Raw genomic sequence first — 25336 nt, 5'->3', positions numbered from 1 at the left:
CGTCCCTCTACCCGTTGATTACCTATTATCTGAACAGGCTGAATGACTGGGGGCTTTGCTTCCGGCGGTGCAAGGTCTGTGGGAAATATTTTCTGGCAAAGAGCCAGCGGTATGAGTTGTGCAGCGATAAGTGCCGAAAAGCACAGGCGCTTCAAAACAAGCGGGAATTTGACGAGAGGGCAAGAGAAAATAACTATGACCTGCTTTATAAAAATGAATGCCAGAACTGGCGCAACAAAATAAACCGGGTAAAAAATACCGCAGGCTTTCCGGCTAATCGTCTGGAAAAAATACAGGCTGCCTTTGCCGACTTTAAGAAAGAAGCCTTACAGAGAAAAAAGGCTGTAAAAACAGGAACAGCCAGCCCGAAAGAATTTACGGACTGGCTGTATCAGCAGAGTAATGTAATTGTTGAGCTGACCGAGATATGAAAAACTTTCTATCGTCAATTTCGCATTATTGCAATAACAGATTGCTTCTTCCATGAATGAATAAGCAATATTGTCATCAAACTTTCAAGCATAAACATAGCAACAGCAAAAAGAGTAAAAGCAACAACCGGAAATACAAATCCCGTAGACATGCCTGCATTTTTCAAAAATATACCGATTGCATATCCGCCGGGGATTCCAACAACAGCAGTTATAAGCAATGCAATCAAAGTAGTAAAAAGACCTTCCATCATAAATGCTTGCTCCAACTGCTTATTTGTCATACCAATAGATTTTAGTGTGCCCATTTCCTGTTTCTGTGATAAAAGATTTGTCACAGTAAGATTGATTTGATTGATAACCGCAAATATCCACAAGATGGCTGCAATCGCATAAGCTAATGTAAAACCTGCACGATTGTCTGATTGGTGTTCTACAATAAAATCTTGAAGGGTTTGTAAGCGAACATCCCTATTGTCAGAAACGAGTAATTTGAGTTCTTGCTCGATTATCTCCTGATATTCAGCTTCTGCTTGTATTTCGATTGCGTATGTACAGTCATAACCTGCAAGTTCTTTGAGCATATTTTCCGGCATTCTGAAAATATAGCCACCCATTCCATCATTGCTGGAAGTGATTGCACCAATTTTGAATGCTTTTGTTATTGTTTTACCACTATGATTTTTGAAATTAAAGGTCACAGTATCCCCAATTTGAGGTTTCCAATGGTAAACATCATAAATACGTTCGGGATCACTTACAACTAATTCTGTATCATCAGTAATATTTCCAGACAAAACCGCTGCATTTAGCGACGCCAAATCCTTTTCATTATAGCCGAGCATCAAGGTGCTATCTGAAATATCATTGTCTGTTGAGAAATCAACTGGTACGGTAGCATAAGTAAATATATTGCTAACTCCCTCTATATCTCCAACACGCTTTACATAATCAGAAAAATATTCTTTCTGCAAGAGAGCATCCAAATTTTCACTTTCGTTTTCTAAATCAATGCTGATTTTGAAATCTCCGTACTTCATATCCCAATAACGAGCCATACTCTCGGCATTAAAAGAACTCTGATAACTTGCTGCAAGGAAAAATATAACTCCGCACAGTCCCAATGATAAAATGGTCAATAGAGATTTTTTTCTGTTTCTGGAAAAGCTGATTTTCGCTAAATATACAGGCGTAATACGATGTCTTTTGTGAGTGCGGTAATTTACAATTCCCACTGGATTTTTCAGGGCGGAAATTGGAGAAGTATTCGCTGCAATTTTTGCTGGTTTACGAACACTAATATAAACAAGCAGTATTCCAAAAAGGCATGCGCCACATAGAGAAACAATAAATGCAAATACTGACCAGCCTTTTGATTGCAGACAATAGCTGATGATCGTTCCCATGATACTACCAATTAAAATCCCCGGAACTGCAAGCATATAACCCTGTTTAAGAACTATTTTATAAATTTGCTTTTTACTTGCCCCTATTGTCCGAAGCTGTCCGAACTCAGCAACTTTTTGTCCAACCGAAATATAGAAAATGCTGTAAATTACAAGTGCGGCAGCTAAAAACAAAATGGCAGCAACTACACCATATACCGTATAATTACTGAAGGACAAAGTTGTATTTACATAATCATAGTAACTGCTGACTGTCCAATTATTCAGTCCAGTCTCCTCTGAAATTTGAGATAATATTTCTGTTGCTTCGTCTTTTGTAAGGGTATCTGCATTTTCAAGCCAAACATATCCATTAAGCAGGTCATTTCCACGTAATTCCCGGCATTTTTCAAGTGAAACAAAAACAGGATAAGCGGTAGAAGTTTTATCATGGTAAATACCAACAATAGTATAATTCTTCAAAGTACCATCCAGATTCAACTGAACTATGGCGTTGATTTCCGGAGACTTATTTTCACTGGCAAAAAAGGCATCTGTAACAGCAATTTCACTTGCTTTCTCTGGATATTTTCCGTCAAAGGCAGGAATCAAACTAAGCATGTCATCATCATAATAAATCAGAGACAGTTCTTTAGAATTTTCTTTCACTGTTTTGATATTACAGGAAAGTCCTACACTTTTTACTTCTTCGTTTGCTAACAACTTTTCTTTACTGTCCTGCGTAATGTCAAAGAAAATTCCTTGATGTAATCCTTCGATTTCTTTCTGATTTTGATAAATGATATTTTGCACTGTGAGCAACGACATCATTATCATAGCAACGGCTACAATAATTGCCGAAAGGCAAAATAAGTTTTTCTTCTTATCAAAACGCACACTTTTTCGTGCTAATTTTTTAATTACTGCACTGGTATCATTTTCAAAAGGATAATTCATAATTCCCACCTCCTTTAGCCAACAATTTTACCATCTTCAATCCGTACAATGCGGTCTGCGAGTTGAGCGATCTCGTTGTTGTGAGTAATCATTACAATGGTCTGATTAAATTCTCCGCTGGTACGCTTCAAAAGCCCTAACACATCTGCACTGGTCTTGCTATCAAGATTTCCGGTCGGTTCATCAGCAAGGATAATCGCAGGCTTCGTAATTAAAGCTCGTGCAATCGCTACACGTTGCTGTTGACCGCCTGAAAGATTGTTCGGCATATTTTCCAGTTTATCTTCTAAAGCCAACATATACACAACTTCGTCCATAAATTTCTGGTCTACTGTATCGCCATCCAGTTCCACAGGCAGGACGATATTTTCATATACATTCAAAATCGGAACCAGATTATAATTTTGGAAGATAAATCCGATGTTACGACGGCGGAAAATTGTCAATTCATCATCATTCTTTTTTGCGAGTTCTTCTCCCCGTACAATCACGCTGCCGGAAGTGGGGGTATCAAGTCCTCCCATCATGTGAAGCAATGTAGACTTACCCTATCCTGTCAAGTAATATCCAAAAAAAATTGTCGATTTTTGCAATTAAAGAAAACCATTCTTATCGCTTCTTCTGTACTGGAAAAGGATTTTTCCTCTCCAATTCCTGTCCTTGAATTTCCATCTTTTTTATAAAGATGTGTTGCTGACTGTCAGCTTCATATTGAATTGCTACACCAAGATCTTTCTTTATAAATGCGGCAACTCCCATATCTGCAATAACCTCCTGCCCTTCTTTCTCCTGAAAGCTGATTTTAGGGAAAGCTCCGGATAATTTTTCTGTAATATACAGTTCCATTTTTTCCAAACTCTCAAATGGCATAGCCTGTACTCTTTGTAATATCTCCTGCAAACGTTCCTCTCTCATAATACATCTGCAATGATCAACACCAAATACCATAGCAAGGCTGTGTCCGCAATCCCAGGATACATGAATCTGTCCGGCATCATCTACAAACTGTACGGTTCCTAAATCACCGGGACTCAGTTTTACATACGGATCAGCTTCCATATCTTCCAACTCTACCCGACACCCCGGTGGGTACATATTTCTTAACACAATTCTTTCCGCATTACTTATCACTGTTTTCTTCCTTTCTCCAATCCGGCTACCGTCCCAAAGACTTCTCTGGAACATTTCCCTCCAACAAATGCTCTCTTTCTTTATTCCATTCCAGCACCTTTTCCATAGCAGCTTCCAACTGGTCTTCTGTCGGTTCTCTTGTATAGGTTCTATATTCCTGAAAATATTCTTCCAAAGTGTTCTGCTGTATCTCCAGTTCCTCTTTATCATAACAATCCGGCTCTTCCAGCTCCTTCAACTCCTGCAAGATTTCCCAACATTCCAAAACACTGTCTATCTCCTGCATTTCAAGCAGATAAGATAAAAATGTTTCCTCTGGCATAATACTGAAATAGCATCGGTCAAACCATTGCTCAATATACATGCGTTCATCAGAACCATTGGTATGTGTACCACAAATCAAATCTGCAACAAAGTTTTCAAATAGTTCACCGATTGATAGCCCAACTTTTCCAGACTTCCTACAGAGCTCTTCTACCTCATCTTGATACAACCTGATAGAAATAGTCCGCTTCAGGCTTTTTTCATAGGGTTCTATATCTTCGCCTGTCTCGCAGAAATGCAGATATGTATCCGTATAAATGTTTTCCATATCGCAAAATCTCCGGCTCATTGCCACATAATCCTTACTTTCCCGGTCCCATTCCAGCCGGTAATGATGTTCCCTTGCATGTTCCTCTAAATCTTTCCGTATGATATTTCTGGTTGCTTCCGGCAACTCCGCAATAAAAAAGCTTGTATCTGGAACTGCTAATACTCTTTCTTTTACCACATTTGTCCTCCTTACTTGTAACTATTTCTTGCACGCGGCAAATTCCCCAGTACGTCCATATAGAGGATAATTCCCTGCGAGTCCAGATGTACGGTAATAAATTTCTGTATTTCCTGTAACAGATCACGATCAGAAAACCCAGCCTGGTAGCCAATAAAATTCCTGATTTTTTCTACAATATCCCGTTTACGGAACTCTTGTAACACCAGAATCGGAATCGTGTGCTGACCTCCCATAGCATTATATGGTAGCTTTTTCACAGTCTTTCCATAAAATATATTTCAAGATACATGGCTCTTCTCCCCTTCTTTCTTTTCTAAATTTTCTTCTAAATAAAAGAAGAGGAAGACACCGCAGCGTTTTCCTCTTCTTTTATTAGTCTTTTCTGACTGTATAATCGTATTATAAATTACTTAGCATTACCGGCTGAAAATTTTTAATATCTAACCTTTTTGCAAAATATTCCATATTATCTAAATCACTTTCTGAGAAATATGAAATATACCATTTACACGAATGTAATACTCTCTTTCTAATCTCAACAAAATAATCCATATCTACAGAAGATAACGAATGACCTAATATAAATATTTCATTTATATTTATAAGAGAGTCAAAAAAATTTTGATTCATTTGTATAATACCAAACGTATCTTTATATGTCTTTTGAAAATAGGCTTTAATGATTTCTTTTGTTTCAGTTATTCTAAAATCTTCATCATCATCTTGTATATATATTCCATGTTCTTCCGCTGCATTAAATGGAGAAACAGCTCCGTACTGAAAAGTAGAAATATCATGATGTCCCACTACAAGTTTCTTACTGCTCAGGGCTTTTCCATGAATGTATAAAATATTCTCAGCAGGTACTTTATATGCTCTTTCTAATGTATCCGTATAATTAAAATTTAGAATCTTACACGTATTATTTATTATACGCTTTGATACCAAAGGTAAAACGTTTGTATCTATTTGCTCAATCCATTTCTTAAAATAATATGGAATATAAGATGCAAATGCCAAATCCTGCTCAACCATAAATTGAAAGTCATGATTAGCACTGTCTTTCCAATTTTCATCACCATAATCAAGATAATATGAAGCATTTTCTTCTTGCACTTGATATTTATCTAATTCGCCTAAAGCCATTTCAAATTGAAACCACAATTCTTCTTCTGGTATATATTTACATATAGCTTCATAAAATTCACGAGCATATATTCTCAAATACTCCTTAAAATCATAATACGAAGTGGGCAAATTGTGTGCCCGATCAAAACCATTTCCTATAATAACCAATCTGTCCAATTTCTTTTCTCTCCTAGTAAATATGTTCCAAAAATGTTTGCACTGCTACACAAGCAGCTGTTAGACTTCCGATAAAAGCTGTTAAAGATACTATTAACGAAGAAGCCATTTCTAGCAGATGTACAATTCTGGAAACATTTTGATTTGTACTATTAGGAAACAGTAATCTCCTTACCTTCTGTATTAAAAAATAAAATGTTTTAATGAACGAGATAAGTATATAACACAAATAGGAACACACGATTATGCCCCCTATGCAAAATCCTATATCTCCCAAGTGAGACCCCTTTTTCCAATTAACAAGAATATAATGTATCTCCCAAGAAAATATAATTAAAACAGAAAATGCAGTAATGGCATGGATGCTTACTGTAACTATCTTTTTCTCTTTAGTTTCTCTCGATAAAGCAGGAAAACTAATAAACCAAAATGCAATACATGTGGCTCCTATTGATAAACGTGTTTCATTTGCTCCACCACTATATAAGGCTGGATATGCACCAATCGTTAACATTAAACATCCCATTAACAACAAACCCATATTAAGACTAAGTGCTATTTTCCTTTTATTTTCACGTATCAATGTACCCATTTTAAACATCTCCATTCGTATTCTATTTCTAAGTTAAATTATTAACCTATCATATTTTCTTTGGTTTTTATATTACTTTTAATGCTTATTTTTCTTTATATTTTATTGTACCACTTTTTCAATAATCTTCCTATATCTTATTTTCATAATGATGTCAAAAACCGCTAATACTCTTTCTTTTACCACATTTGTCCTCCCTGTTTGTAAGCATTCCTTGCCACCGGCTGATTCCCCAGTACATCCATATAGAGAATAATTCCCTGCGGGTCCAGATGTACGGTCATAAATTTCTGTATTTCCTGTAACAGATCATGATCAGAAAATCCAGCCTGACAGCCAATAAAATCCCTGATCTTTTCTACAATGTCCGGTTTACGGAACTCCTGTAACACCAAAATCGGAATCGTGTTCTGCCCTCCCATAGCATCATAGGGCAACGCTTTCCGCAATTCTTCTAAGAGATGCCGGTAATAATCAACTACCACCTGGTCTGTTTTCCATGCTTTTTCCTCACAATCCCGGAGTAAAAAATCATACTCTTTTTTTGCCTGTTCCATTTCTTTCAGGATTTCTACTGCCTCCACAGAGCAATACCCTTTCTCTTCTATCAGTTCCATCAGTTCCTCCATAGAATATGTTTCAAGATACATGGCTCCTCCCCCATCTTCTTTGCCTAATTTTCTCCTAATACAAAGAAGAGGAAGACACCGCAGCGTTTTCCTCCTCTTTTATGAAATCTTTTTCTCTACCAGAATCCAGGACAATAAGCTCTCCCGGTTCTTTCTTATCCTACTGCTTCCAGAAATTCGTCCCTGTATTTCCATACAATTTCAATATGTTCCGGATCATAAAAATTTATGACTTCAATCAGCTCATGCAGAACTTCATAAGATAGCTCTTCCAATCCCTTATATTTTACAAAAAGTTGCAGTCCCTCTGATTTCTCCTTTTGTTTTTCCTCCTCCCCTTTTAAAATTTTTGCTTCTATCTCCTGTATCTTTTGCTGATAAACTGCTGTCTTCTCCATACAGGTTTGTTTTCGTGCCAAGTAATCCTTCAGGGAAATCTGTTCTTCTGCATATTGTTCATACAATTCCATTTTCTCCTGTTTACAAAGCGCCAACTTCTTTTCATATTGCTTTTTCCGATATCGGAGTTTCGGAATATTCAAAGTCTGATTGGCTTTCTTTAACTGCTTTATGGTATCCTCTGCAAGGGCTGCCTGCTGTCTTATCATAATTAGCACCAGTTCTTCCAACTCTTTCTGCTTATATTTCTTTGGATAACAGGAAGCATTGGGGGCTGTCGTAACACTTTTACAATAAATCGGCTTTTCTTTGTATTCTGTCCGTATCCGCATTTTCCGACCACAATGCCCGCAGCGGATCAAGCCTGCAAAAATATTCTCAGAAGACGGTGTAGACCCATGATATTTTCTGTCCTTCTGTACCATGTCCTGGATCTTCTGAAGCTCCTGCTCCGTCACAATCGCTTCGTGTCCTCCTTTTACGCAAATCCAATCCTCTCTTGAAATATATCGGTACTCTCTTTTTGACGGAACCCTGGTTTCTGTTTTCCCTCTTACCGTCAGTCCTGCATAAACCGGATTAAACAAAATCAGCTTTACTAAATTTCCGTCCCAGAATTTCACAGATTTCTTTGCTTCTGGCGCCCAGCCTTTCCTTTGAAGATATACGGTAGGTGTTTCAACTTCTTTTTTATTCAGGTCCCTGGCAATGTCTGCATAGGTCTTTCCTTCCAACCTTTGGTCGAAAATCCCCCTTACAACGGAAGCTGCCTCCGTATCCAGATGAAGTTTTGTATGAACACCGTCATGGAAGCAATATCCGTATGTTGGGATTGAACCATGATATTGTCCCATTTCAGCCTGTTTCCTCATAACTTTTTTGATATTGTCGGAACAAATCTGGGGATAAATCCCATTGATCAGGTTCTTAAATTTAATCTCCGTATCCTTTCTTTCGGAAGGTTTCTGGCTGCTGTCATAAAAATCATTGATTGAAATGAAGCGAACCCCAAGGAACGGAAATATTTTTTCGATATAGTTTTGTGTTTCTATGGTATCCCTTCCCAGGCGGCTCAAGTCTTTGACAATGATACAGATCCGTTTTCTCCTGGTAATCAGCCCCATCATGCGCTTAAATTCCGGGCGGTCAAACGTTGTACCGCTGTAACCGTCATCTACGAAGAAGAAAAGCTTTGCCCCTGCAAACTCCGGCTGGTTTTCTACAAAATGCTGGATCAAGAGCCTTTGATTTTTAATGCTGTTGCTTTCCTCCATTTTTTCTTTATCATCTCTGGAAAGACGCAGATAAGCAAAAATAAAATCACACTGCATACGGAAGGCCTCCTTCCATATTGGCCAGTTCTTTTTCCAGCTCTTTTTCAAATAAATCCCCAAACCAGAACACGATTTCCACATAGTCTTTGGAATATACCGTAATCTTTTCAATAAAACGGTCCGCAATCCCTTTCTCTATCTTCTGGAATCTTTGGTACTTTAGAAGTTCCTCTGTCCAGTCCATTCTTGCCTTCACTTGATCTAACAGGTGCTGTCCACGAAGCTGTATCTGCTTCATATTCTGCCTGGCTGCTTGCTGTTCTTCCTGATAGGTTGATTTAATCTCCTGATATTCCTTGCAGTCCAACAGCCCGGTAGCATAATGCTCAAACAAGGTTTCCAGTTTTCTTCCATATTTCTCATACTTCTGTCTGGCACTTTTTACTTTTTCTGCCACCTCCTGCTCCAGCTTTTGATAAAACTCTGCACCATAGGTTTTCTTACTTTCTACAGCAAGCCGGATCTGGTAACGGAGTGCTGCCTTGACTGCCTGATTGATGTAGATTTCATTCACCGTCCGGAAACATTCCGTATGATCTGTAAGGGAAAAGGAAGGACATTTATAAACCATATATTTGTGTTTCTTATTGCCTCCGCTCCTGCTTCTTCCAAGGCGTTTTCCGCAATGTCCACAGAAAATCCTTCCCTTAAAAGGACCATCTGCCCCCTGTTTTTCTTTTGGGTTTGCAGCCCAGTTATCCAACGTATCTTTCCAGCGTTCCTTTGCAATTTTCTGTGCTTCCTCATAAATCGCCCGTTCAACAACTGCTTCCCAGGCATTTTCACACACTTCCCACTGCTCTTTTGGTATCATCTGAAGGGGAATATTCTGCGCAAGCATCTGTTTTGTTTTCCCATAAACAGCAGCACCTATATAAACGGGGTTCTGTAAAATCTTCCGGATACCGTCTGATCTCCATAACCGCCTTTTTTCCGGCACCTTTCCCTGTTTCCTTTTCTGGTAGCTGTCTTCCGGTCCTAATACCTTTCTGCCATTCAGTTCCCTTGCTATATCATAGCTTGACATTTCTTCAAACACATACCAGTAAAAAATCTGCCGGATTATTTCTGATTCCTCTGGTTCCGGCACCAGCTTCTTACTGTTTTCCTCTGCTCTTTGGTATCCATAAGGAGGTCTGGAACCCCAAAACTCTCCCCGTTCCCTGGACAGCCGATGTGCCTGTACCAGTTTCTCTGAAACTTCCCTGGCATAATAATCATTCATAAAGTGTTTCAAAATATTGGGGGTCCTGTTTTCTACACAAGCTGGGTTTGCGCTGTCATATTCGTCCATAACAGAAATAAACCGGATATTTAAGGTTGGGAAAATCACATCAATCAAATCTACAGCATCTAAGGCGTCCCTTCCAAAACGGGCAAAATCCTTTACAATGATGCAGTCAACCTTTTTATTTGCCACATCTTCCATCAACTCTTCAAATGCGTCCCTTTGGAACGTTGTACCTGTCACACCATTATCCGCATAGACTTTTACCACCAGCATTTCCGGGTGTTTCTTTGCGTAGTCTTCACAGATCTGTTTTTGGATATAAATGGAATCCCTTCTGCCATGCCCTCCGTCCCTTTCGGAAAGCCTTACATAAATATAGGTTCTCAGATACTTCATTTCCGGCTTGCTGCTTTGTCTTTTCTGTCCTCTTTTGCTTATCTTAGGCACTTGCTTCCGCCCCCTTTCCTTTCAGGAAGGCTTCCACTTTCCGGTCCGGCTTTGCTCTGTTTACAGTTTCCAGTAGTCCCAATACCTTTTCAAATTCATCTTCAAACCAAAAATGAATGATAATGCGCTTCTGCTCATATACCTCAATCCGTTTGACCAGATTTACCAGCATTAAGCGATCCACTTCCGTCCGGTCTCGGTATTCCAGAAAATATTCCAGCCACTCCTGCTGTTTTTCAAGGGTTTCCTGCAAATTTCGGATTTCCTTTTGCTGGCACTCCATTGCCTGCCGGATTTCCTCTAAAGACTGGTCATACTTTGCTTTGAAGGTTTCAAATTCTGTCCGGTCCAAGATTTCTTCTGCAAAACTGTCATACAGTTTTACTTTAATGTTTAAAATCCTCTGGCTCTCCTTTTCCAGCATCTCCAGTTTTTTGTCTTCTTCCAAAAGCCGCTGTCTTGGGATTGAGGCAGTTTTTACATACGCCAGTATCTCTTTCAGCTCCATCAGAACAGAAATATAATGCAGGATTGCCTCTGTCACAGCTCCTACCAGTTTTTTCTCACTGATACTATGGGAACTGCACTGCTTTTCATAAAGGGAAGTCGAACATACATAATAGTGGTGAACTTTATCTGGGCTTTTCAGTACCATGCTTTCTTTACAGTCCCCACATTTTACCAGGCCTGAAAGAAGCGCTAGCCCCTTTGCACCTCTCATGGTATCCATTTTCATCAGGTTACCTACCACTTCATATTGGTGTCTGTTGATAACCGGCTCAAAGGCATTTTCGTACCGTATCCACTCAGCTTCCTCTTTGTGGATCACAACCTTTACTTTATGGTTTGGCGTTGTTGTTTTTCCCTGTATCAGCACTCCGGTATAGCGTTCATCAAGAAGGATACGACGTACCATAGTTGGCATCCAGACCGGTTTTTCCGTCAAGCGGAACCCTGTCTTTAATTTCTGTTTTAAATACACCTGCTTATACCGAAGAGGTGTCAAGATCCCACGCCGGTTCAATTCTTCGGATATATCTGTCAGGCTGTAGCCCTGCATTTTCATGTGGTAAATATCCCGTACAACAGAAGCTGCCACTTCATCCATAACCAGCTTATGTTTATCCTCTTCGGATTTCAGATAACCATAAAAAGCAAAAGGCGCTACACACTGCCCGGCTGTCATTTTGACATACAAATGGGAACGCACACTTTTGGAAGTATCCGCAGGATAAAGGTCATTGATTAAACTTTTAAATCTCAGGGTAAGGAAATCACGATTTGGCGTGAGGCTGTCATAATTGTCATTGACAAGGATCAGGCGCACACCCATTTTCGGCAGGATACGTTCCACATACTGTAAAACACCGGAAAAGTCCCTTCCATAGCGAGAAAGGTCTTTGACAATAATACAGTCTGCTTCCCCCTCTTCCAGCATACGCAGCATTTCCTGAAAACCAGGGCGGTTAAAGTTTGTGCCGGTATATCCATCATCCACACATTCTTTTACCACCTGAATTTCAGGGTGGCTCTTCAGGAAGCTATGAATCAGTATCCTCTGGTTTGATATGCTGTCGCTTTCCCTGTTATCACCGTCTTCATCAGAAAGGCGCAGGTAAACAACCGCACGATAGATTTTTTTAAGTATTTGATTTTTCATTGTATTCGCTCCTATCATTTAGATTCGTCAGCCGATTCCCTAAATGATAGAGGCTACTGGGTCCTTGCCATCATCCTACCATAGTCCAGAAGGTTTGTCCACCCTGTAATCTGCCAACAATCCGCATTCTTCCCTATCCCTGTCGTGGCTTTACCATTTCATCTGCACAAGGCTTTCTATGGCTTCCTCTATGGTACGGTTGGTAGAAGCAAACCCAATCTTTATGGTGATCCCCTTATATTTCAGAAAATAAGGATTCTTTCCGGACTCCAGGATTTCCCGGATCTTCTCCGGTTTGCTCTTTTTTACATCAATATTCAGTTTCTCTACATCTTGTATCTCTTTCGGGTCAATGTCTTCAAACGTCATTTCCCGCATCTTCAGCAGTTCTGCCCGCGAGAGCATTATATCCTTTCCCTAGTACAGCAACTGCACAGATACGCATCTAACTCCTGCTCAAACTGTTCCTGTTTCTCCCAGGTGTGCATTAAATACTGTTTCAGTCTGGCATAGTCTAAAATTCCATAACCGATACAATCTATCTGTACCTGAAAAGACTGGAGCATTTCCATTGTCTGTAAAATTTCTTCCGGACAATAGGATAACCTACTGAGTCCGGATACCACAATCACATCAATCATGCCTTTTCGTGCAAGCACTGCCAGCCTCTGCCAGTTTTCTTTTTCTATGGAATAATCACACCCTACACCTTCCAACAAAGTAACCACCTGGTATGTCTGCTGTTCACAGTAATGCAGGCTTTTTTCTTTTTCATAATACAAAAGCCCGGCACAGGGAATGGGAATATCCAGATACACTGCCGCACGCTGGGGAATATTCCTATTTTCTATCTCTTCTTTTCCTTTGCAGATCCATGTAGGAAACAGCATTCCTCCCTGAAAGATCTCTTTATCTTCTGAAAACAGTTTCTGTAACCTCTCTCTCTTCATTGCTCTGCCTCCTCTTTCTTTTGCTCCTGTTTTCATTCCAGGGCTATGAGGAAACCTGTTGTTTCCCCATAGCCCTAAAATGAACCTGTTTCACACACCATACCGGCAGGGCTTTCCCTGCCAGCATGATTTTTTCATTTTCTCACCCCGGTGTGAACGGGAGCATGTAGGACCGGCCCGGCTGGCCGCCTGACACCCTGCAGCCCCCTTTCTCGCTGCAGCATGTCCCAGACGCTACCCTGGTTGCAGTGTTTTTATGCAAAGGTATCATTATCATTCGGCTTTCAGGCTGCCTGCCACCAACAGCCTATGTCTGGGCGCTGCTCACACTTTTCCTTCATCTTCTACGATTCCTTGTTTGATCCGCTTCTTTTCTGCCTTACTTGCTGCCACTGCGGACAAATGTATCTTCGCACAGCTCTTGACCCTGCATCATACAAAATAGAATGTGCCGAAATGTTTTGTGTCCTTTAAGATATTTCTATATTTTAGCGTCAGAAATGACACGTTTGTTTCAAAAAAATATCACCATACCGATATTCAGTTTTCAAGGTTCTCTCCGGCTGAAAACATCAGCCTGCCAAAAGACACCATAACCCTGATGTGTTTTGGCAGACTGTTTTCTGTCTGCATTTCTCTTTATTTCTTTAACCGGATAATCATATCTGCCCAGAATTCTGTGTATGCCTGCCGCATTAACTCCAGAAGCCGGGCTTCGGTAATTCCTGTAATTACGTTTTCTTCTTTCTTTTCCGGTTTTGGTTCCTGTACTTCCAGTGCTTCTTCCCGTATCTTCATTGTAAGCATGGATAAGGAAGGAGAATTGGCACAGTTAATAAAACCGATATAATGGTTCACCACATCATAATCACCTCTGCAGCTTCGGACAATATCAAACGCATGACGGATTGCCCGTTCTACCCTCTGTCCTGTCGTGCCATGTTGCTGGGCCACCTTAAAATACAGATATGTCGTTTTAATCTTGCTGTCTTCTTCCAGAAGCAAAACACTGTCTACAATATAGCCAAATCCTTTCACATTGGCCGGCATTCCCATTTTAAATAATACTGCTTCCACCTTTTCTTTTGATAACATTTCCCTTTTCCTCCCCGTCTGTATTCTCACTTCCTGCTGTCTTGCTGATATTCCTTTAACCCTTTTTTAATTCCTTCTATCGAATAAATCAAAAGGCTGGTTTCCCATTCATTACAATCCTGTACCAGATACCAGATCTTTTCCTTCAGCATCATATCTTTTTTCGCTGTACCCATGTGCATGAAGTGTTCTTTTATGGGAATATCCATAGCTTCCAACAGCCGGATATAAGTTTTCATGCCCATGGCCCTGGCATGTGTTTCGATTTTTGCCAGATGGGATACGGAAATATCTGCTTTTTCCGCAAGCTGCTCCTGGGTCAGCCCCCTGGCTTCCCGCAAGGCTTTTATTGCATCTGCTACAATACAAAGTTCATTCTGCATTCTTTTATCTCCTCGTTGATTACAGGCTCTATTATAATTACAAATCCTTTCCCTGGTAATGGACTATGGAGGCAAGATTTTTCTGTTTCATTACCATTTCTTTCCTTTTTTGGTTTTAGAGATTTATTATATCTGAACGAGTTGAAAACGATTTTTGCACCATTTACGAAAAAGCACTGCATTATCTCTTCATTTAGGCATAAAAAAGGAGAGAACGTCACATATCGACTCCTCTCCAATAGCTTCTATTCATCTAAGATATTTGCCAATACATAGGCTTATTTGTTTTTTCTTTCCAGGAACCTCCGTATATCTTCCACACTATCTAATATGGGAATGGACGGGGCAGACGGGCTACATACTGGTTCTTGACTGGACATTTCCAGTGCGTTAATAAATGCTTCTGCCTTTTTGGGGTCTTCAATCACAAGCTCTGTAAGGATACTTGATGTAGCCATATAGAAAGCACCTCTTTTCTCTCATATCTTAAAAATTCTTTCGCAAAAAGATCCTGCAGTATTTTCTATACGCCAAGACCTGTACGCTCCATTTTTATTTATGTAATAAAGTTTGATCCAGCATGTTCTTAATTTCATCTGGAAGACCGTCTATCGTTGCATTTTCATCTAAAAACAGTAAATTTGTATATTTTTTCGCATCATTCGGTGCTGAAAAAATATGAGTTACTGTATATGCTGTTCTACTTTTAGAGAAGCAATCTTCATCTCGCAGCGATTCTACTACAAAGCAATCGCCCTTTTGCTGCCCCTTATCATCATACTCTTTATTTAAGCATAGAGTAAAATTAAGATCTGTTGTGCCAAACTTATAAGTTCTCGTGTCTGTGACAATCTCTTCCAGCATAAATCCTTCTGAGCCAGCCAGCATTGCAATCTGTCCGATATGCTTAATCTTACGCTTACACAATGAAAAAGGGTGCTGCGGTGTAAAAAATATCTGCGAAGCCTGAAGCATTTTTTTTGCTGCATAACTATAAAACTTTTTTGCTGAAAGGTTCGTGGCCACACCTGTCAAGTGCCTAAAATTGGCAGCTTTATAAAGCACCTCAATATATCTGCCTTCAAATACATATAGAAATCTTTTACCTACTAAATGCTTCCTATACAGATCAGCAGCTACTTTAATCTCCTGTACAATTTTCTCTCTATCCTGTTGTTTTCCCATCTATCTTTTCCCAATCATCACTATAGTATAAAAAAACAGCACTGGACAACTTTTTTGTTATCCAGTGCCCATAATCTTAAAAAGCGGTTTTATGCTGGCTGTCAGCCGCGACATCCTTCCGAATGTCTAAAATGTCGCCGGTATCATTGAGTCCCCGGCGCGGACTCACCGTATCTCCCTGGTGTGGGCGTAATACCCTTCCGAGTATCAAATAGTCCCAGTAATTACCCTGCCCGGGCACAGTACAGCTTTTACGTGCCGCTACACGAAACCTTTTGGCTTAATTATATTATATGCGATACCCTAAGAAATATCAATAGTTTCCACAAAAAATTGATTGGTTGTATCTTATTATAACCCGTTACTTACCGTTTCAATAAACGCTCCCTAGAAGCTGTATCCAATACTATTTTATGAAAATCCAGCATTGCGTGCTCTTGCATCAGTTTCTCACCAAGTTTCACAAGAGGATTGGTTTCCCATTCCGAATCAATTCCTGTTTGATGATAGTATCTTGCATAAGCAAATCCCTCAGCTACCGCATCTGAATTTTCAAATATTCCCACTATTGCATCTGTAAACTGTACAATGATTGAGCTCCCAAAAATCCCCTGCAATTCTTCCGCATTCGCATCATCATATTTCTCTACATCAAAAGACAAAGAGAAATCATACGTATTCTCTTTTCCGTCTTCTGTTTCATAAGAAATTGTTCCAAAAATATCTCCCTTGCCAGACGGAAGTTCGATTGACTCTGAAAGCTCTAATTCATATTCAATGTTATTGAACACTGTCGTTGCTTCAAACATTTGTGATATACAGGTACCTTCTTTTTCATAAATATCTTTCTGTAAAAAGGAAATAGGATTATACTCCATATTTTCCCATATCTGTTTTCCCTCCACTGTCCGTTTACACAAGGAATCTAAAAGCAACATCATTGTTTCCTGATCTATTTCTTCATATACGTTCATAGTCAGCCTCCTTTTTCTTTGGATAGTCCACAAAAGCTCTGTAAGAGTTTATCTCAATTTCTAGTTACAACGTGATATTTAGTCAAATGACGTATGTACGCGCTTTCTTATAGTTGCCAATATTATATGGCGTATCTCCCAAAAATTCAATCAGAATATAAAAACTTTTACTCACACTATCCTGCCTTTACATCTTTTTTAGTCTATACCCTACATTGATCAATGTTTCTATAATATCATGCCCCATCTTTTTTCGTATCTTCCATACTACGTGTTCCACTGTTTTGTACGGAATCTGATCATCATAATAATTACTCTCCCAGACCGAACAATAGATATTCTTCTTTGGAATAACCCAATTTGGCCTTTGGGCTAAAAGATACAGAACTTCAAATTCCCTGGGCGTTAAATCTATTTCCTTTCCTTCGTAAATAACCTGATAGGACATTGGATTTAACTGCAGTTTTCCATCGCCCAAAACTACATTCTCTTTATATTCTGGAAAAACATACTTCATCTGTATGCCTCCTCTTGATTTATAAATTTCTAACTGTTCCCATTCCAGAAAGAAATACCGAACGAAATATCCAACATCCGGCACTTTTTTAGTTATTTTTACTTTTTACATAATTTCTATCTCTGCCATCTTTTCTATAATTGTGAACTTCCTGAAAAATTAACTCTCATTTTCTAAAAATAGTTTATTTCAGCCGTTTACAGTGAATTTTATATAATTCCTCGTAGAGTTAATTAACTCTCAGAATTTTACTTTAAATCCGATGGAAACATTGAAAACACTCAGTTGTTTCAATCGAGCGTTAATTTTCACAGAAGTTCACAATAATATGAATATGCTTCTTACTTTTCAGATTAGATATGTTCCGTTTTATGCAAGCGCCTAATTTTAAAGTTGTGCATATCCACCGAATATTCATCCTATAAATAATTGTTGGGAAATGTTAGAACAGCAGCATTTCTCTCTATTTCCAAAAGGAGAGTAGGCATCATGCATTACCCTTTATTTTTTAGGTTCTCTTGATTATATAAATCTTGATATACACTACAATTTTTCAATAACTCTGCATGTGTTCCTATACCTACTATTTTACCCCCATCTAATACAATTATTTTATTAGCATCCTGTGCAATTTTTACTCTATGGGTTATATATATTGCTATCTTATTTTTACTCACCTCAAAAAAACTCTTAAAAATTTTGGTTTCTGCTGTTACATCTAATGCGGAACTAGGCTCATCCAACAAATATAAATCTGCATTTTTATAATAGGTTCTTGCTAACGCTATTTTCTGCCATTGACCACCTGATAATTGACCTCCTTCATCAAACCAATTTCCTAATCCTCTTTTTAGTTCGTATCCTCTTTCGGTTTTTAAAAAATCAACGTTTGCTTTGCACAATGAATTTTTAATTTTATTTTCATCGACTTCTGTACTAATATCTCCTATATAAACGTTCTCTTCCAATGTACCTTCATACTTTAAAAAATCTTGAAAAAGAACAGATATACAATTCCTGTAACTCTTTACATCAATATTCTCCAAATCAAGATTATTAACAAATAGCTTCCCACTAGTAGGTTTATATAACCCACATAAAATTTTAAATAAAGTGCTTTTCCCAGATCCATTTTTTCCTACAATTGCAATCTGTTCGTTTGATTTAATTTTTAAATTAATGGTAGATAGTGCCATTTTACATTGAGGATAATCGAAAGATACGTTTCTTAGTTCAATTGTCTTTATATTATCTACTTTTGTACCACCTAACGCATTCTCCCCTTCTTTTATTTCTAAAAAATCTTTTAGTAATTGTATATATAAATTTGCGTTATAAATAGAATAAACATTAGAGGCAATGCTATTTGTAGCATTTTGCATCATGGACACAGCATTTAAATATGACATAGTGGTTCCTATCATTTTTTTCCCTACGTAAGCCAAATATATTGCAATAATCATTATAATTATACAAACTATATCTTGTATAAACGAAATAATCATATTTAAAACAGCTCTGGTTTTTTCAATTTCATTGGCTTGTTTTATGAAAGTTTTGACTAAGCTACAATATTTATCCAGCAAATATTTTTTTAATCCATATGCTTTTACCTCTTTAAATGCTGTATCATGTGTAAGTAAATATGTATAATACCACGCTTTTCTTTCTTTTCCACTGCGCTCATATCTCATTAGAAATTCTTTATTACCAACATAAATTTGTCCTATAAACATTAATATTGACACAGCAATCATTATAATCACAAGAATTGGATTCCATGAAAGTAGTATCATTGCGGCTGAAAATAACGAAACTAAATTAGATGCTAAGCCTAATACCCCTTGCATGGTCTGATATGGTTTATTTCCAATTTCTTGTTCTAAACGATTTATCATATCATATGTTTCTGTTCTCTCTAACATTTCCAATGATAAATCCCCACATTTTTTCATAAGAATGTAATTTATTCCATAAACTAAATGATTGTTTAAATTGTTTAAATTATAGCTTGCTAAATTCTGTAAAAGCGATTCCGAGATAATTAGCCCGAAATATAAAATCAAAAGATACACCACATATTGATATGATTGTGTCTTGTTTTGTATTTCATTTAACAACTGTTGCATTACCAATAAGGACGAAACAGGAAGAATTCCATTTATTATAGACAAAATAAATGCCAGAATAAATTTTGCTTTACATATTTTACAAATTAATCTTATCGTATAATAAATCAAAAAAATATTCCTTTTTATTTTTTTTAGCATGATTTTTCTCCTATATAGTGAAGGCGTAGCACATATAGTACTACGCCTTCGTTTTTACTACCTCTTAGAGAGTACTAGAACGGAATGTAGCAACAGCATTTACTCTGTTACCTGTACGATACTCTCCTTCGCCACCACAGCCACAGCCACAATGAACACAACCATCATCATTGCCTCTGTAACCTGCATATCCATCAGTACACATGCATGCTCTCGGCTGCACTCCTGATCCAGGTGTTCTTCCAATTGGATTTACAAACTTCATAACGATTCCTCCTTTCTTTGTAATTTAAATACATCTATGTAAATATAAACGTATTTACCTTTGTTAATGAATTTCCATTTCATTATATTGTTCCAATTCGCTTGGATTTGCCTCCATTAATGCATGATATCGTCTTAAATTGTCTTCCAAATACTTTCTTTCGTTTCGACATGAATTATGTCGATATGAAAGATGTAATCCATTAGCATCGTAGCAATTAACATAACATAATGTACATAAATTAACTGCCCAACATTCTTTACAATACTCTTTTGCTTCTTCTATAAAGTCTTCAACATAAAGTTTCTTAATTTTTTCTTTATCAAATCCCTCATTCACATTGCCTAAACAAGGTATATTTCCTACTTTTTCACAATGTAAAAATTCACCTTTTGTAGTGACATAAATCCTTCTTTGTCCCGGCACGCAGCATCCATTCATTCCATACTGTTGAATAGGTGTTTCTGTCAACAAGCGTTTGTGTATAATCATCATTCCCTTATCCATATAACCATCCGTAAACAAAGTTTTTTCTGTATTATCTGGATTTGATTTATACACTTCTTCCCATTTCATTAAAGGTTCATAAAACTCTTCCATAAACCATCTATCTTCTTTTCCTTGCGGTAAAAAGTAATCACTCTCTGACGGTCCATGATCTACCGTTGCAGTCAAAATCATAACGTCTTTGGGAATCCATTCACTTTTTTCGATAAACTCCTGAATTTTTGTATACTGTTCAAGATAACCTGGTCCCGATACAACCATATTAAATCCAATCTTAGAACTCTTTCCTTCCTTATGGAATGCTTCAAATAGTTTTTTTGCTCCCATAACTGTTTTTTCAAAGCTACCTGTCCCATTAACCATAAGCCGATTTGCATCGTGCATTTCCTGAGGACCATCCAAGCTAATAATAATATTGAAATTATTTTTGGCAAAATACTCTGCGATCTTATCATTTACCAATGTTGCATTTGTAGTGATTGCAAAGGACATATCCTCGCCAAATAATTTTTTAGCATATTCAACTGCTCTTTCAATAAGTTCAAAATTTAGTAAAGGTTCTCCACTATAAAAGGGAGTATCCCAAAGTTTGTGTAAACCTCCAAACTGATGTAAGATAGAATTACTCAGTTTGGAGGTTTATTTTATGGCAAGAAAAAAGGATTCACCACAAAAAGCAGCGCTTAGAGAACTCATGGGAAACTACCTGAAAGAAAACAATGTAAAAGTAAAAGATGGAACAGATGTTAATTCCATTATGCGGGATATGATGTCTATCATTTTGGAAGGTGCCCTTGATCAGGAATTGGATGAAGAACTGGGATATTCCAAGTATGATTATCGAAATAAAGAAACCGATAATTCCAGGAATGGACATTCCCAGAAAACATTACATACCAGTTACGGAGATATGGAGATTGATATTCCAAGGGATCGAAAAGGTGACTTCGAACCACAGGTTGTAAAGAAGTATCAGAATTCGATTACGCAGGACATGGAAGAAAAGATCATTTCCATGTACGCAAAAGGAATGACTACTGCCGATATAGAAAGCCACATGCGTGAATTATACGATCTTGAGATCTCCGACAGTACTGTCAGCCGGATCACTGATAAGATCCTGCCAATAGTAAAAGAATGGCAGGAAAGGCCATTAGAAAGTGTGTATGCTGTTGTATTTATGGATGCGATCCATTTCCATGCCCGTAATGAGGGGCGGATTGTAAAACGTGCTGTTTACATTGCGATTGGGATCGATATGGAAGGACGTAAGGATGTCCTCGGAATGTATGTTGGTCAAAATGAAAGTGCCAAGTTCTGGCTCTCCATCCTGAATGGCCTGAAAAACCGGGGTGTAGAAGATATATTGATTGCGTGTGTGGATGGACTGACCGGTTTTCCACAGGCAATTGAAGCAGTATTTCCCCAGACCGAAATCCAGCAGTGCATAATCCATCAGATCAGGAATACCACGAAATTTGTTTCTTACAAAGAGATCAAACCACTTATGGCAGATCTGAAGCGTGTATATGCAGCTCCTACAGAAGAAGTTGCATTGGCAGAACTGGACAGCTTTGACGAAAAATGGAGCGGGAAATACCCTAAGATTGCAAAGTCATGGAAAGATAACTGGGCAAATCTTTCAACGTATTTTAAGTATCCGGAAGCTGTCAGACGTCTGATCTATACCACGAACACGATTGAAGGATTTAACCGCCAGCTCCGGAAAGTCACCAAATCCAAGACGGTATTTCCATCCGATGACAGTCTCCTGAAAATGCTGTATCTGGCCATGATAGATATCACCAAGAAATGGACGGGACACCGTCAGGATTGGGGACAGATCCATTCTCAGCTGGAAATTTTCTTCGAAGAAAGATTGGAAAGGTTATAAGCAGAATGCATGCTAGGCAGGGCTGGCACAGCCAGTCCTGCTTGACATGCCCTAAAACTGCATTATAATACAAACAAGGACAGAACCCTGAAAAACAGGTTCTGTCCTCGATAACTAATGACATATCTTATATCAGTTTTTTCTGTTTACACAAAACTTGAAACGCTCTCCCATAAAATCCAATGTGCCTATTTTCTGCATTTTGGGAATGCTCTTTTAAAAAATCAATAGCTTTTTTTGCAACATCCCATTTCATGTTTTCATGTCCGAACGCCCTGTATTCTGGATGAGAAGGATGATAAATACAATATTTGCAACGTAAATTACATTTTTCAGTAACTTCAAGAGTAACATTCTCAACCTTATTTTCAAGAATATCATCTAACTCTGTTACTGCATCACCTGTCAGCGTTTTTAATGGTGGAGCTTGTAAAATATGTTCATTTTCCATTGCCGACTTAATTTCTGAAATTGCATCCTCAAACTCACTTTTACTTAATTGAAGATTTTTAATATCTTCGACTGGCATTCCCTCCAATAAACTTTTCAGTACAATGTAAACGTTCGAATTTAATTTGGCAACTTTTCCAGTTCCTGTATCATAAAAATAATAATTTTTTTCTGTCTTAAAAACTTTACCCAAGCGCCCAATTCTTCCATTTTTTTCGATTTCAGATACCAGCGATTCTAAAGATATTTTTTTCTGCTCTTTCACTCTAAACACTCCTTTCATTTGGATTTTTTATTATGAACCGATTATATCAATAAATCCCCCAAAATATATTTTGATGTAACAATTTCGATACTTGATGTAATAAATCCTCTATACTTTATGAATATAGCCCTTTTTCCTTATATTTACATCTGGTGCCTACAATAAGTTCGAACTGTAAGAAATAAGAAAACAGGAATCTCAATCAATGCGGAAATTAATATAGTATACGGTGTCCAAAAACTCATTCCCCCAATATGTAGGTAATTAAAATTGATAAGTTGATACAGAAAATTATTTTGCATACCAAGTCCCGCAGATGGAAAAATAGCTGAAATCCAATTTACCCCTAATGCTGTGTAAGCAAAAGTCGGAATAAGGACTATGCCAATAGCAATCAACAATACCGTCAATGTATCTTTGCATTTTGCTGATAAAAAAAAAGTACAGTAAACACAAGCTAAAACAGATATCAACCCTACTAACGAAATAACAATCTGCATCTGTGCTAAGTCCCAGTTTGGCAAGTTAATAATAGAAAACAACATTTGAACAGAAGATTGTAAACAATTTGTTCCAAATGTGATATCTGAAATTGCTAAGTGCAGTGTAATACACATAGTATACACAACCATCACAATCATACTGGAAGCCAATATCTTTGTAATAGCTAATCTGGTACGACCATGCTTTGCACAACGCAAAATACTATCCGCGCCTGATTGATATTCACCAGAAAAAATAGGCGTGATAATGGAAACACATAAAATTGCCAAAATCATAATATAAAGCTCAACATAGTCAAACGCATCTTTGGAATATCCTGCATAAAGTTGAAATGGCATATCGACTTTTTTATATTGTTCTAAGGCTTGTTGTTGTGCGGCCGGATGATTGCGTTGCTCATTCCTCATAACATCTGCCAGATGAGTTTCACATTTCTGATAATAATTTTGTGCAACATCTTCTGGATCAATATCCATAAGATCAGGTCCTATTCCAGTTAACGGATCAGCATATAGTTCTGGCAACGCTTTAAGCAATGGACGAATAGGTACAATCTGTTTAATACTGACAGAAAGCGGAAATGTGTCACTTTCCATAGGACCATATTCGTTTATCAAACTTTGATAAATTCTCAAAGCCTCACTCACTTTTTCTGGAGTAACTTCGCCATTTATAGCAGAATATAAATCACGCTTAAATTCGATTGCCTCCATACCATCAAGTTCTGTTTTTGTTCCATCTGGGTTTGGACGATTTATGGACTCAAAAGCAATCGGCAGATATGCCATAACAACAGACATAACCAGAGCCACAGCAATTAAGATAAGTGTGCGTCGTGATTTCAGGACACGCTTTACTTCTAAACAAAATAAACGCATATTATTTTTCCTCCCTTTCGACATCTTCTTGTGGAAACAACCATAAATACAAATCTTCCAAACGCGGCTCCGCAAGAATGGAACCCTCTACTTCGGAGTGCTCTGCAAGATAACGAATAGATATTTGATTATTGTCCTCGCCTCGCTGATTGATAATCCTCAGACGCATTTCATAGTCCATCATCTTATGAGCAGGAATCGCACAGCTCCATACTTTCCCCTCAATCTGTTTTACCAAATCGCTTGTTGTTCCCACATCAATAATCTTTCCAGCTTTCATAATCGCATTACGAGTTGCAATATATTCAATATCAGAAACAATATGCGTAGAAATCAACACAATACGGTCATGGGAAAATTCCGAAATGAAGTTTCTAAACCGTACTCTTTCTCCAGGGTCAAGTCCTGCTGTTGGCTCATCCATAACAAGAATTTTAGGGTCATTCAGCATGGCCTGTGCAATTCCTACACGACGTTTCATACCACCAGATAGTTGTGCAATTTTTTTTCGCTTCACATCAGAAAGGGTAAGAATATCCAACAGATAGTTGATTTTCTTTGTGGTTTCTCTGAGCGGCACATCCTTTAGTGCAGCAACATATTCCAGATAGTCTTTGACCGTAAAATCGCGGGAATAGCCAAAATCTTGTGGCAAAAAGCCAAAGATATTGCGATAATCTGCTCCCATTTTATGAATGTCTTTCCCATCCAAAGATATACGACCACTACTAGGTGTCATAATGTCTGCAAGTATTCGCATGAGAGTGGTTTTTCCAGCCCCATTTGCCCCCAATAATCCCCATACGCCAGTTGTTAATGTAAGGCTGACATCATCGACTGCAGTTTTATCTTTGAACTGTTTGCTGATGTGTTCAATCTTTAATTCCATAGGTGTACTCCTTTCTCTTAAACAAAAAACTGTC

Annotated in this window: 24 protein-coding genes and 2 pseudogenes; 2 read left to right on the top strand and 24 right to left on the bottom strand. The window is 38.0% G+C overall.

The window, feature by feature from the left end; translation table 11 throughout:
- Positions 1-431 (top strand): annotated as a pseudogene (locus tag OCV62_RS16230) (hypothetical protein); the annotation flags it as partial.
- Positions 432-445: 14 nt separating this feature from the next.
- Here OCV62_RS16230 and OCV62_RS16225 read toward each other — a convergent pair.
- The 21 genes and pseudogenes from OCV62_RS16225 to OCV62_RS16125 all read right to left on the bottom strand — a co-directional run bounded on the left by OCV62_RS16225 (position 446) and on the right by OCV62_RS16125 (position 21040).
- The gene (locus OCV62_RS16225) at positions 446-2773 is read right to left on the bottom strand and encodes an ABC transporter permease (RefSeq protein WP_262587969.1); all 2328 of its coding nucleotides are present in this window, start codon (positions 2771-2773) and stop codon (positions 446-448) included.
- A 14-nt stretch (positions 2774-2787) separates the two neighbouring features.
- A pseudogene (locus OCV62_RS16220) lies at positions 2788-3321 on the bottom strand (ABC transporter ATP-binding protein); the annotation flags it as partial.
- 61 nt (positions 3322-3382) lie between these two features.
- The gene (locus OCV62_RS18735; RefSeq protein WP_416386355.1) at positions 3383-3904 is read right to left on the bottom strand and encodes a DUF4314 domain-containing protein; all 522 of its coding nucleotides are present in this window, start codon (positions 3902-3904) and stop codon (positions 3383-3385) included.
- A 25-nt stretch (positions 3905-3929) separates the two neighbouring features.
- Positions 3930-4676 carry a hypothetical protein gene (locus tag OCV62_RS16210; RefSeq protein ID WP_022462583.1) on the bottom strand — a complete coding sequence of 249 codons (747 nt, stop codon included), beginning with the start codon at positions 4674-4676 and terminating at the stop codon, positions 3930-3932.
- A gap of 11 nt (positions 4677-4687) precedes the next feature.
- Positions 4688-4912, bottom strand: a complete 225-nt coding sequence (locus tag OCV62_RS16205) for a hypothetical protein (RefSeq protein ID WP_022462584.1) — start codon at positions 4910-4912, stop codon at positions 4688-4690.
- Between the two features lie 166 nt (positions 4913-5078).
- Complete coding sequence (locus OCV62_RS16200) at positions 5079-5984, bottom strand: bacteriophage abortive infection AbiH family protein (protein WP_021651973.1); 906 nt, start codon at positions 5982-5984, stop codon at positions 5079-5081.
- Between the two features lie 13 nt (positions 5985-5997).
- Positions 5998-6591, bottom strand: coding sequence for a hypothetical protein (locus tag OCV62_RS16195; RefSeq protein WP_021651972.1), 594 nt, complete (start codon positions 6589-6591; stop codon positions 5998-6000).
- A gap of 164 nt (positions 6592-6755) precedes the next feature.
- A complete protein-coding gene (locus OCV62_RS16190) occupies positions 6756-7226 on the bottom strand; it encodes a hypothetical protein (RefSeq protein ID WP_055056042.1) in 471 nt (156 codons plus the stop codon).
- 134 nt (positions 7227-7360) lie between these two features.
- Positions 7361-8935 (bottom strand): recombinase family protein, encoded by a 1575-nt coding sequence (locus tag OCV62_RS16185; protein WP_055056043.1) that lies wholly within the window; start codon positions 8933-8935, stop codon positions 7361-7363.
- Entirely contained in the window at positions 8925-10565 is a 1641-nt protein-coding gene (locus OCV62_RS16180; protein ID WP_055218779.1) for a recombinase family protein, read from the bottom strand. Before OCV62_RS16180 ends, OCV62_RS16185 begins: the two co-directional genes overlap by 11 nt.
- A 43-nt stretch (positions 10566-10608) precedes the next feature.
- Complete coding sequence (locus OCV62_RS16175; RefSeq protein ID WP_055056045.1) at positions 10609-12276, bottom strand: recombinase family protein; 1668 nt, start codon at positions 12274-12276, stop codon at positions 10609-10611.
- 150 nt (positions 12277-12426) lie between these two features.
- A complete protein-coding gene (locus OCV62_RS16170) occupies positions 12427-12654 on the bottom strand; it encodes a DUF6870 family protein (protein ID WP_158367294.1) in 228 nt (75 codons plus the stop codon).
- 26 nt (positions 12655-12680) lie between these two features.
- Positions 12681-13226 (bottom strand): recombinase family protein, encoded by a 546-nt coding sequence (locus OCV62_RS16165; protein ID WP_025578821.1) that lies wholly within the window; start codon positions 13224-13226, stop codon positions 12681-12683.
- Positions 13227-13865: 639 nt separating this feature from the next.
- Entirely contained in the window at positions 13866-14321 is a 456-nt protein-coding gene (locus tag OCV62_RS16160) for a sporulation initiation factor Spo0A C-terminal domain-containing protein (protein ID WP_025578820.1), read from the bottom strand.
- 26 nt (positions 14322-14347) lie between these two features.
- Positions 14348-14704 carry a helix-turn-helix domain-containing protein gene (locus tag OCV62_RS16155; RefSeq protein WP_025578817.1) on the bottom strand — a complete coding sequence of 119 codons (357 nt, stop codon included), beginning with the start codon at positions 14702-14704 and terminating at the stop codon, positions 14348-14350.
- Positions 14705-15256: 552 nt separating this feature from the next.
- Positions 15257-15889: a PBECR4 domain-containing protein gene (locus OCV62_RS16150; RefSeq protein WP_055056046.1), complete on the bottom strand. Its 633-nt coding sequence runs from the start codon at positions 15887-15889 to the stop codon at positions 15257-15259.
- A 365-nt stretch (positions 15890-16254) separates the two neighbouring features.
- Positions 16255-16863: a hypothetical protein gene (locus OCV62_RS16145; RefSeq protein WP_055056047.1), complete on the bottom strand. Its 609-nt coding sequence runs from the start codon at positions 16861-16863 to the stop codon at positions 16255-16257.
- A gap of 187 nt (positions 16864-17050) precedes the next feature.
- Positions 17051-17380 (bottom strand): winged helix-turn-helix domain-containing protein, encoded by a 330-nt coding sequence (locus tag OCV62_RS16140; RefSeq protein WP_055056048.1) that lies wholly within the window; start codon positions 17378-17380, stop codon positions 17051-17053.
- A 494-nt stretch (positions 17381-17874) separates the two neighbouring features.
- Entirely contained in the window at positions 17875-19650 is a 1776-nt protein-coding gene (locus OCV62_RS16135) for an ABC transporter ATP-binding protein (RefSeq protein WP_055056049.1), read from the bottom strand.
- Between the two features lie 64 nt (positions 19651-19714).
- Positions 19715-19855 carry an Apre_1838 family putative sactipeptide bacteriocin gene (locus OCV62_RS16130; RefSeq protein ID WP_242856411.1) on the bottom strand — a complete coding sequence of 47 codons (141 nt, stop codon included), beginning with the start codon at positions 19853-19855 and terminating at the stop codon, positions 19715-19717.
- Positions 19856-19978: 123 nt separating this feature from the next.
- A complete protein-coding gene (locus tag OCV62_RS16125; protein ID WP_330667438.1) occupies positions 19979-21040 on the bottom strand; it encodes a radical SAM protein in 1062 nt (353 codons plus the stop codon).
- 28 nt (positions 21041-21068) lie between these two features.
- On the opposite strand from OCV62_RS16125, the gene OCV62_RS16120 reads away from it, so the two are divergent.
- Positions 21069-22316 carry an IS256 family transposase gene (locus OCV62_RS16120; RefSeq protein WP_005338314.1) on the top strand — a complete coding sequence of 416 codons (1248 nt, stop codon included), beginning with the start codon at positions 21069-21071 and terminating at the stop codon, positions 22314-22316.
- 127 nt (positions 22317-22443) lie between these two features.
- On the opposite strand, the gene OCV62_RS16115 is transcribed toward OCV62_RS16120, so the two are convergent.
- The 3 genes from OCV62_RS16115 to OCV62_RS16105 form a co-directional block, all read right to left on the bottom strand.
- Entirely contained in the window at positions 22444-23031 is a 588-nt protein-coding gene (locus tag OCV62_RS16115; RefSeq protein WP_262587965.1) for a hypothetical protein, read from the bottom strand.
- Positions 23032-23174: 143 nt separating this feature from the next.
- Positions 23175-24413, bottom strand: a complete 1239-nt coding sequence (locus tag OCV62_RS16110) for an ABC transporter permease subunit (RefSeq protein WP_055056051.1) — start codon at positions 24411-24413, stop codon at positions 23175-23177.
- Between the two features lies 1 nt (position 24414).
- Positions 24415-25302 (bottom strand): ABC transporter ATP-binding protein, encoded by an 888-nt coding sequence (locus tag OCV62_RS16105; RefSeq protein WP_055056052.1) that lies wholly within the window; start codon positions 25300-25302, stop codon positions 24415-24417.
- Positions 25303-25336: the final 34 nt, after the last annotated feature.

This window comes from Gallintestinimicrobium propionicum, assembly GCF_025567525.1.
GTDB lineage: Bacteria > Bacillota > Clostridia > Lachnospirales > Lachnospiraceae > Gallintestinimicrobium > Gallintestinimicrobium propionicum.
Note: the sequence above shows the minus strand (reverse complement) of the source record. Positions and strands in the feature narration are given on the sequence as shown.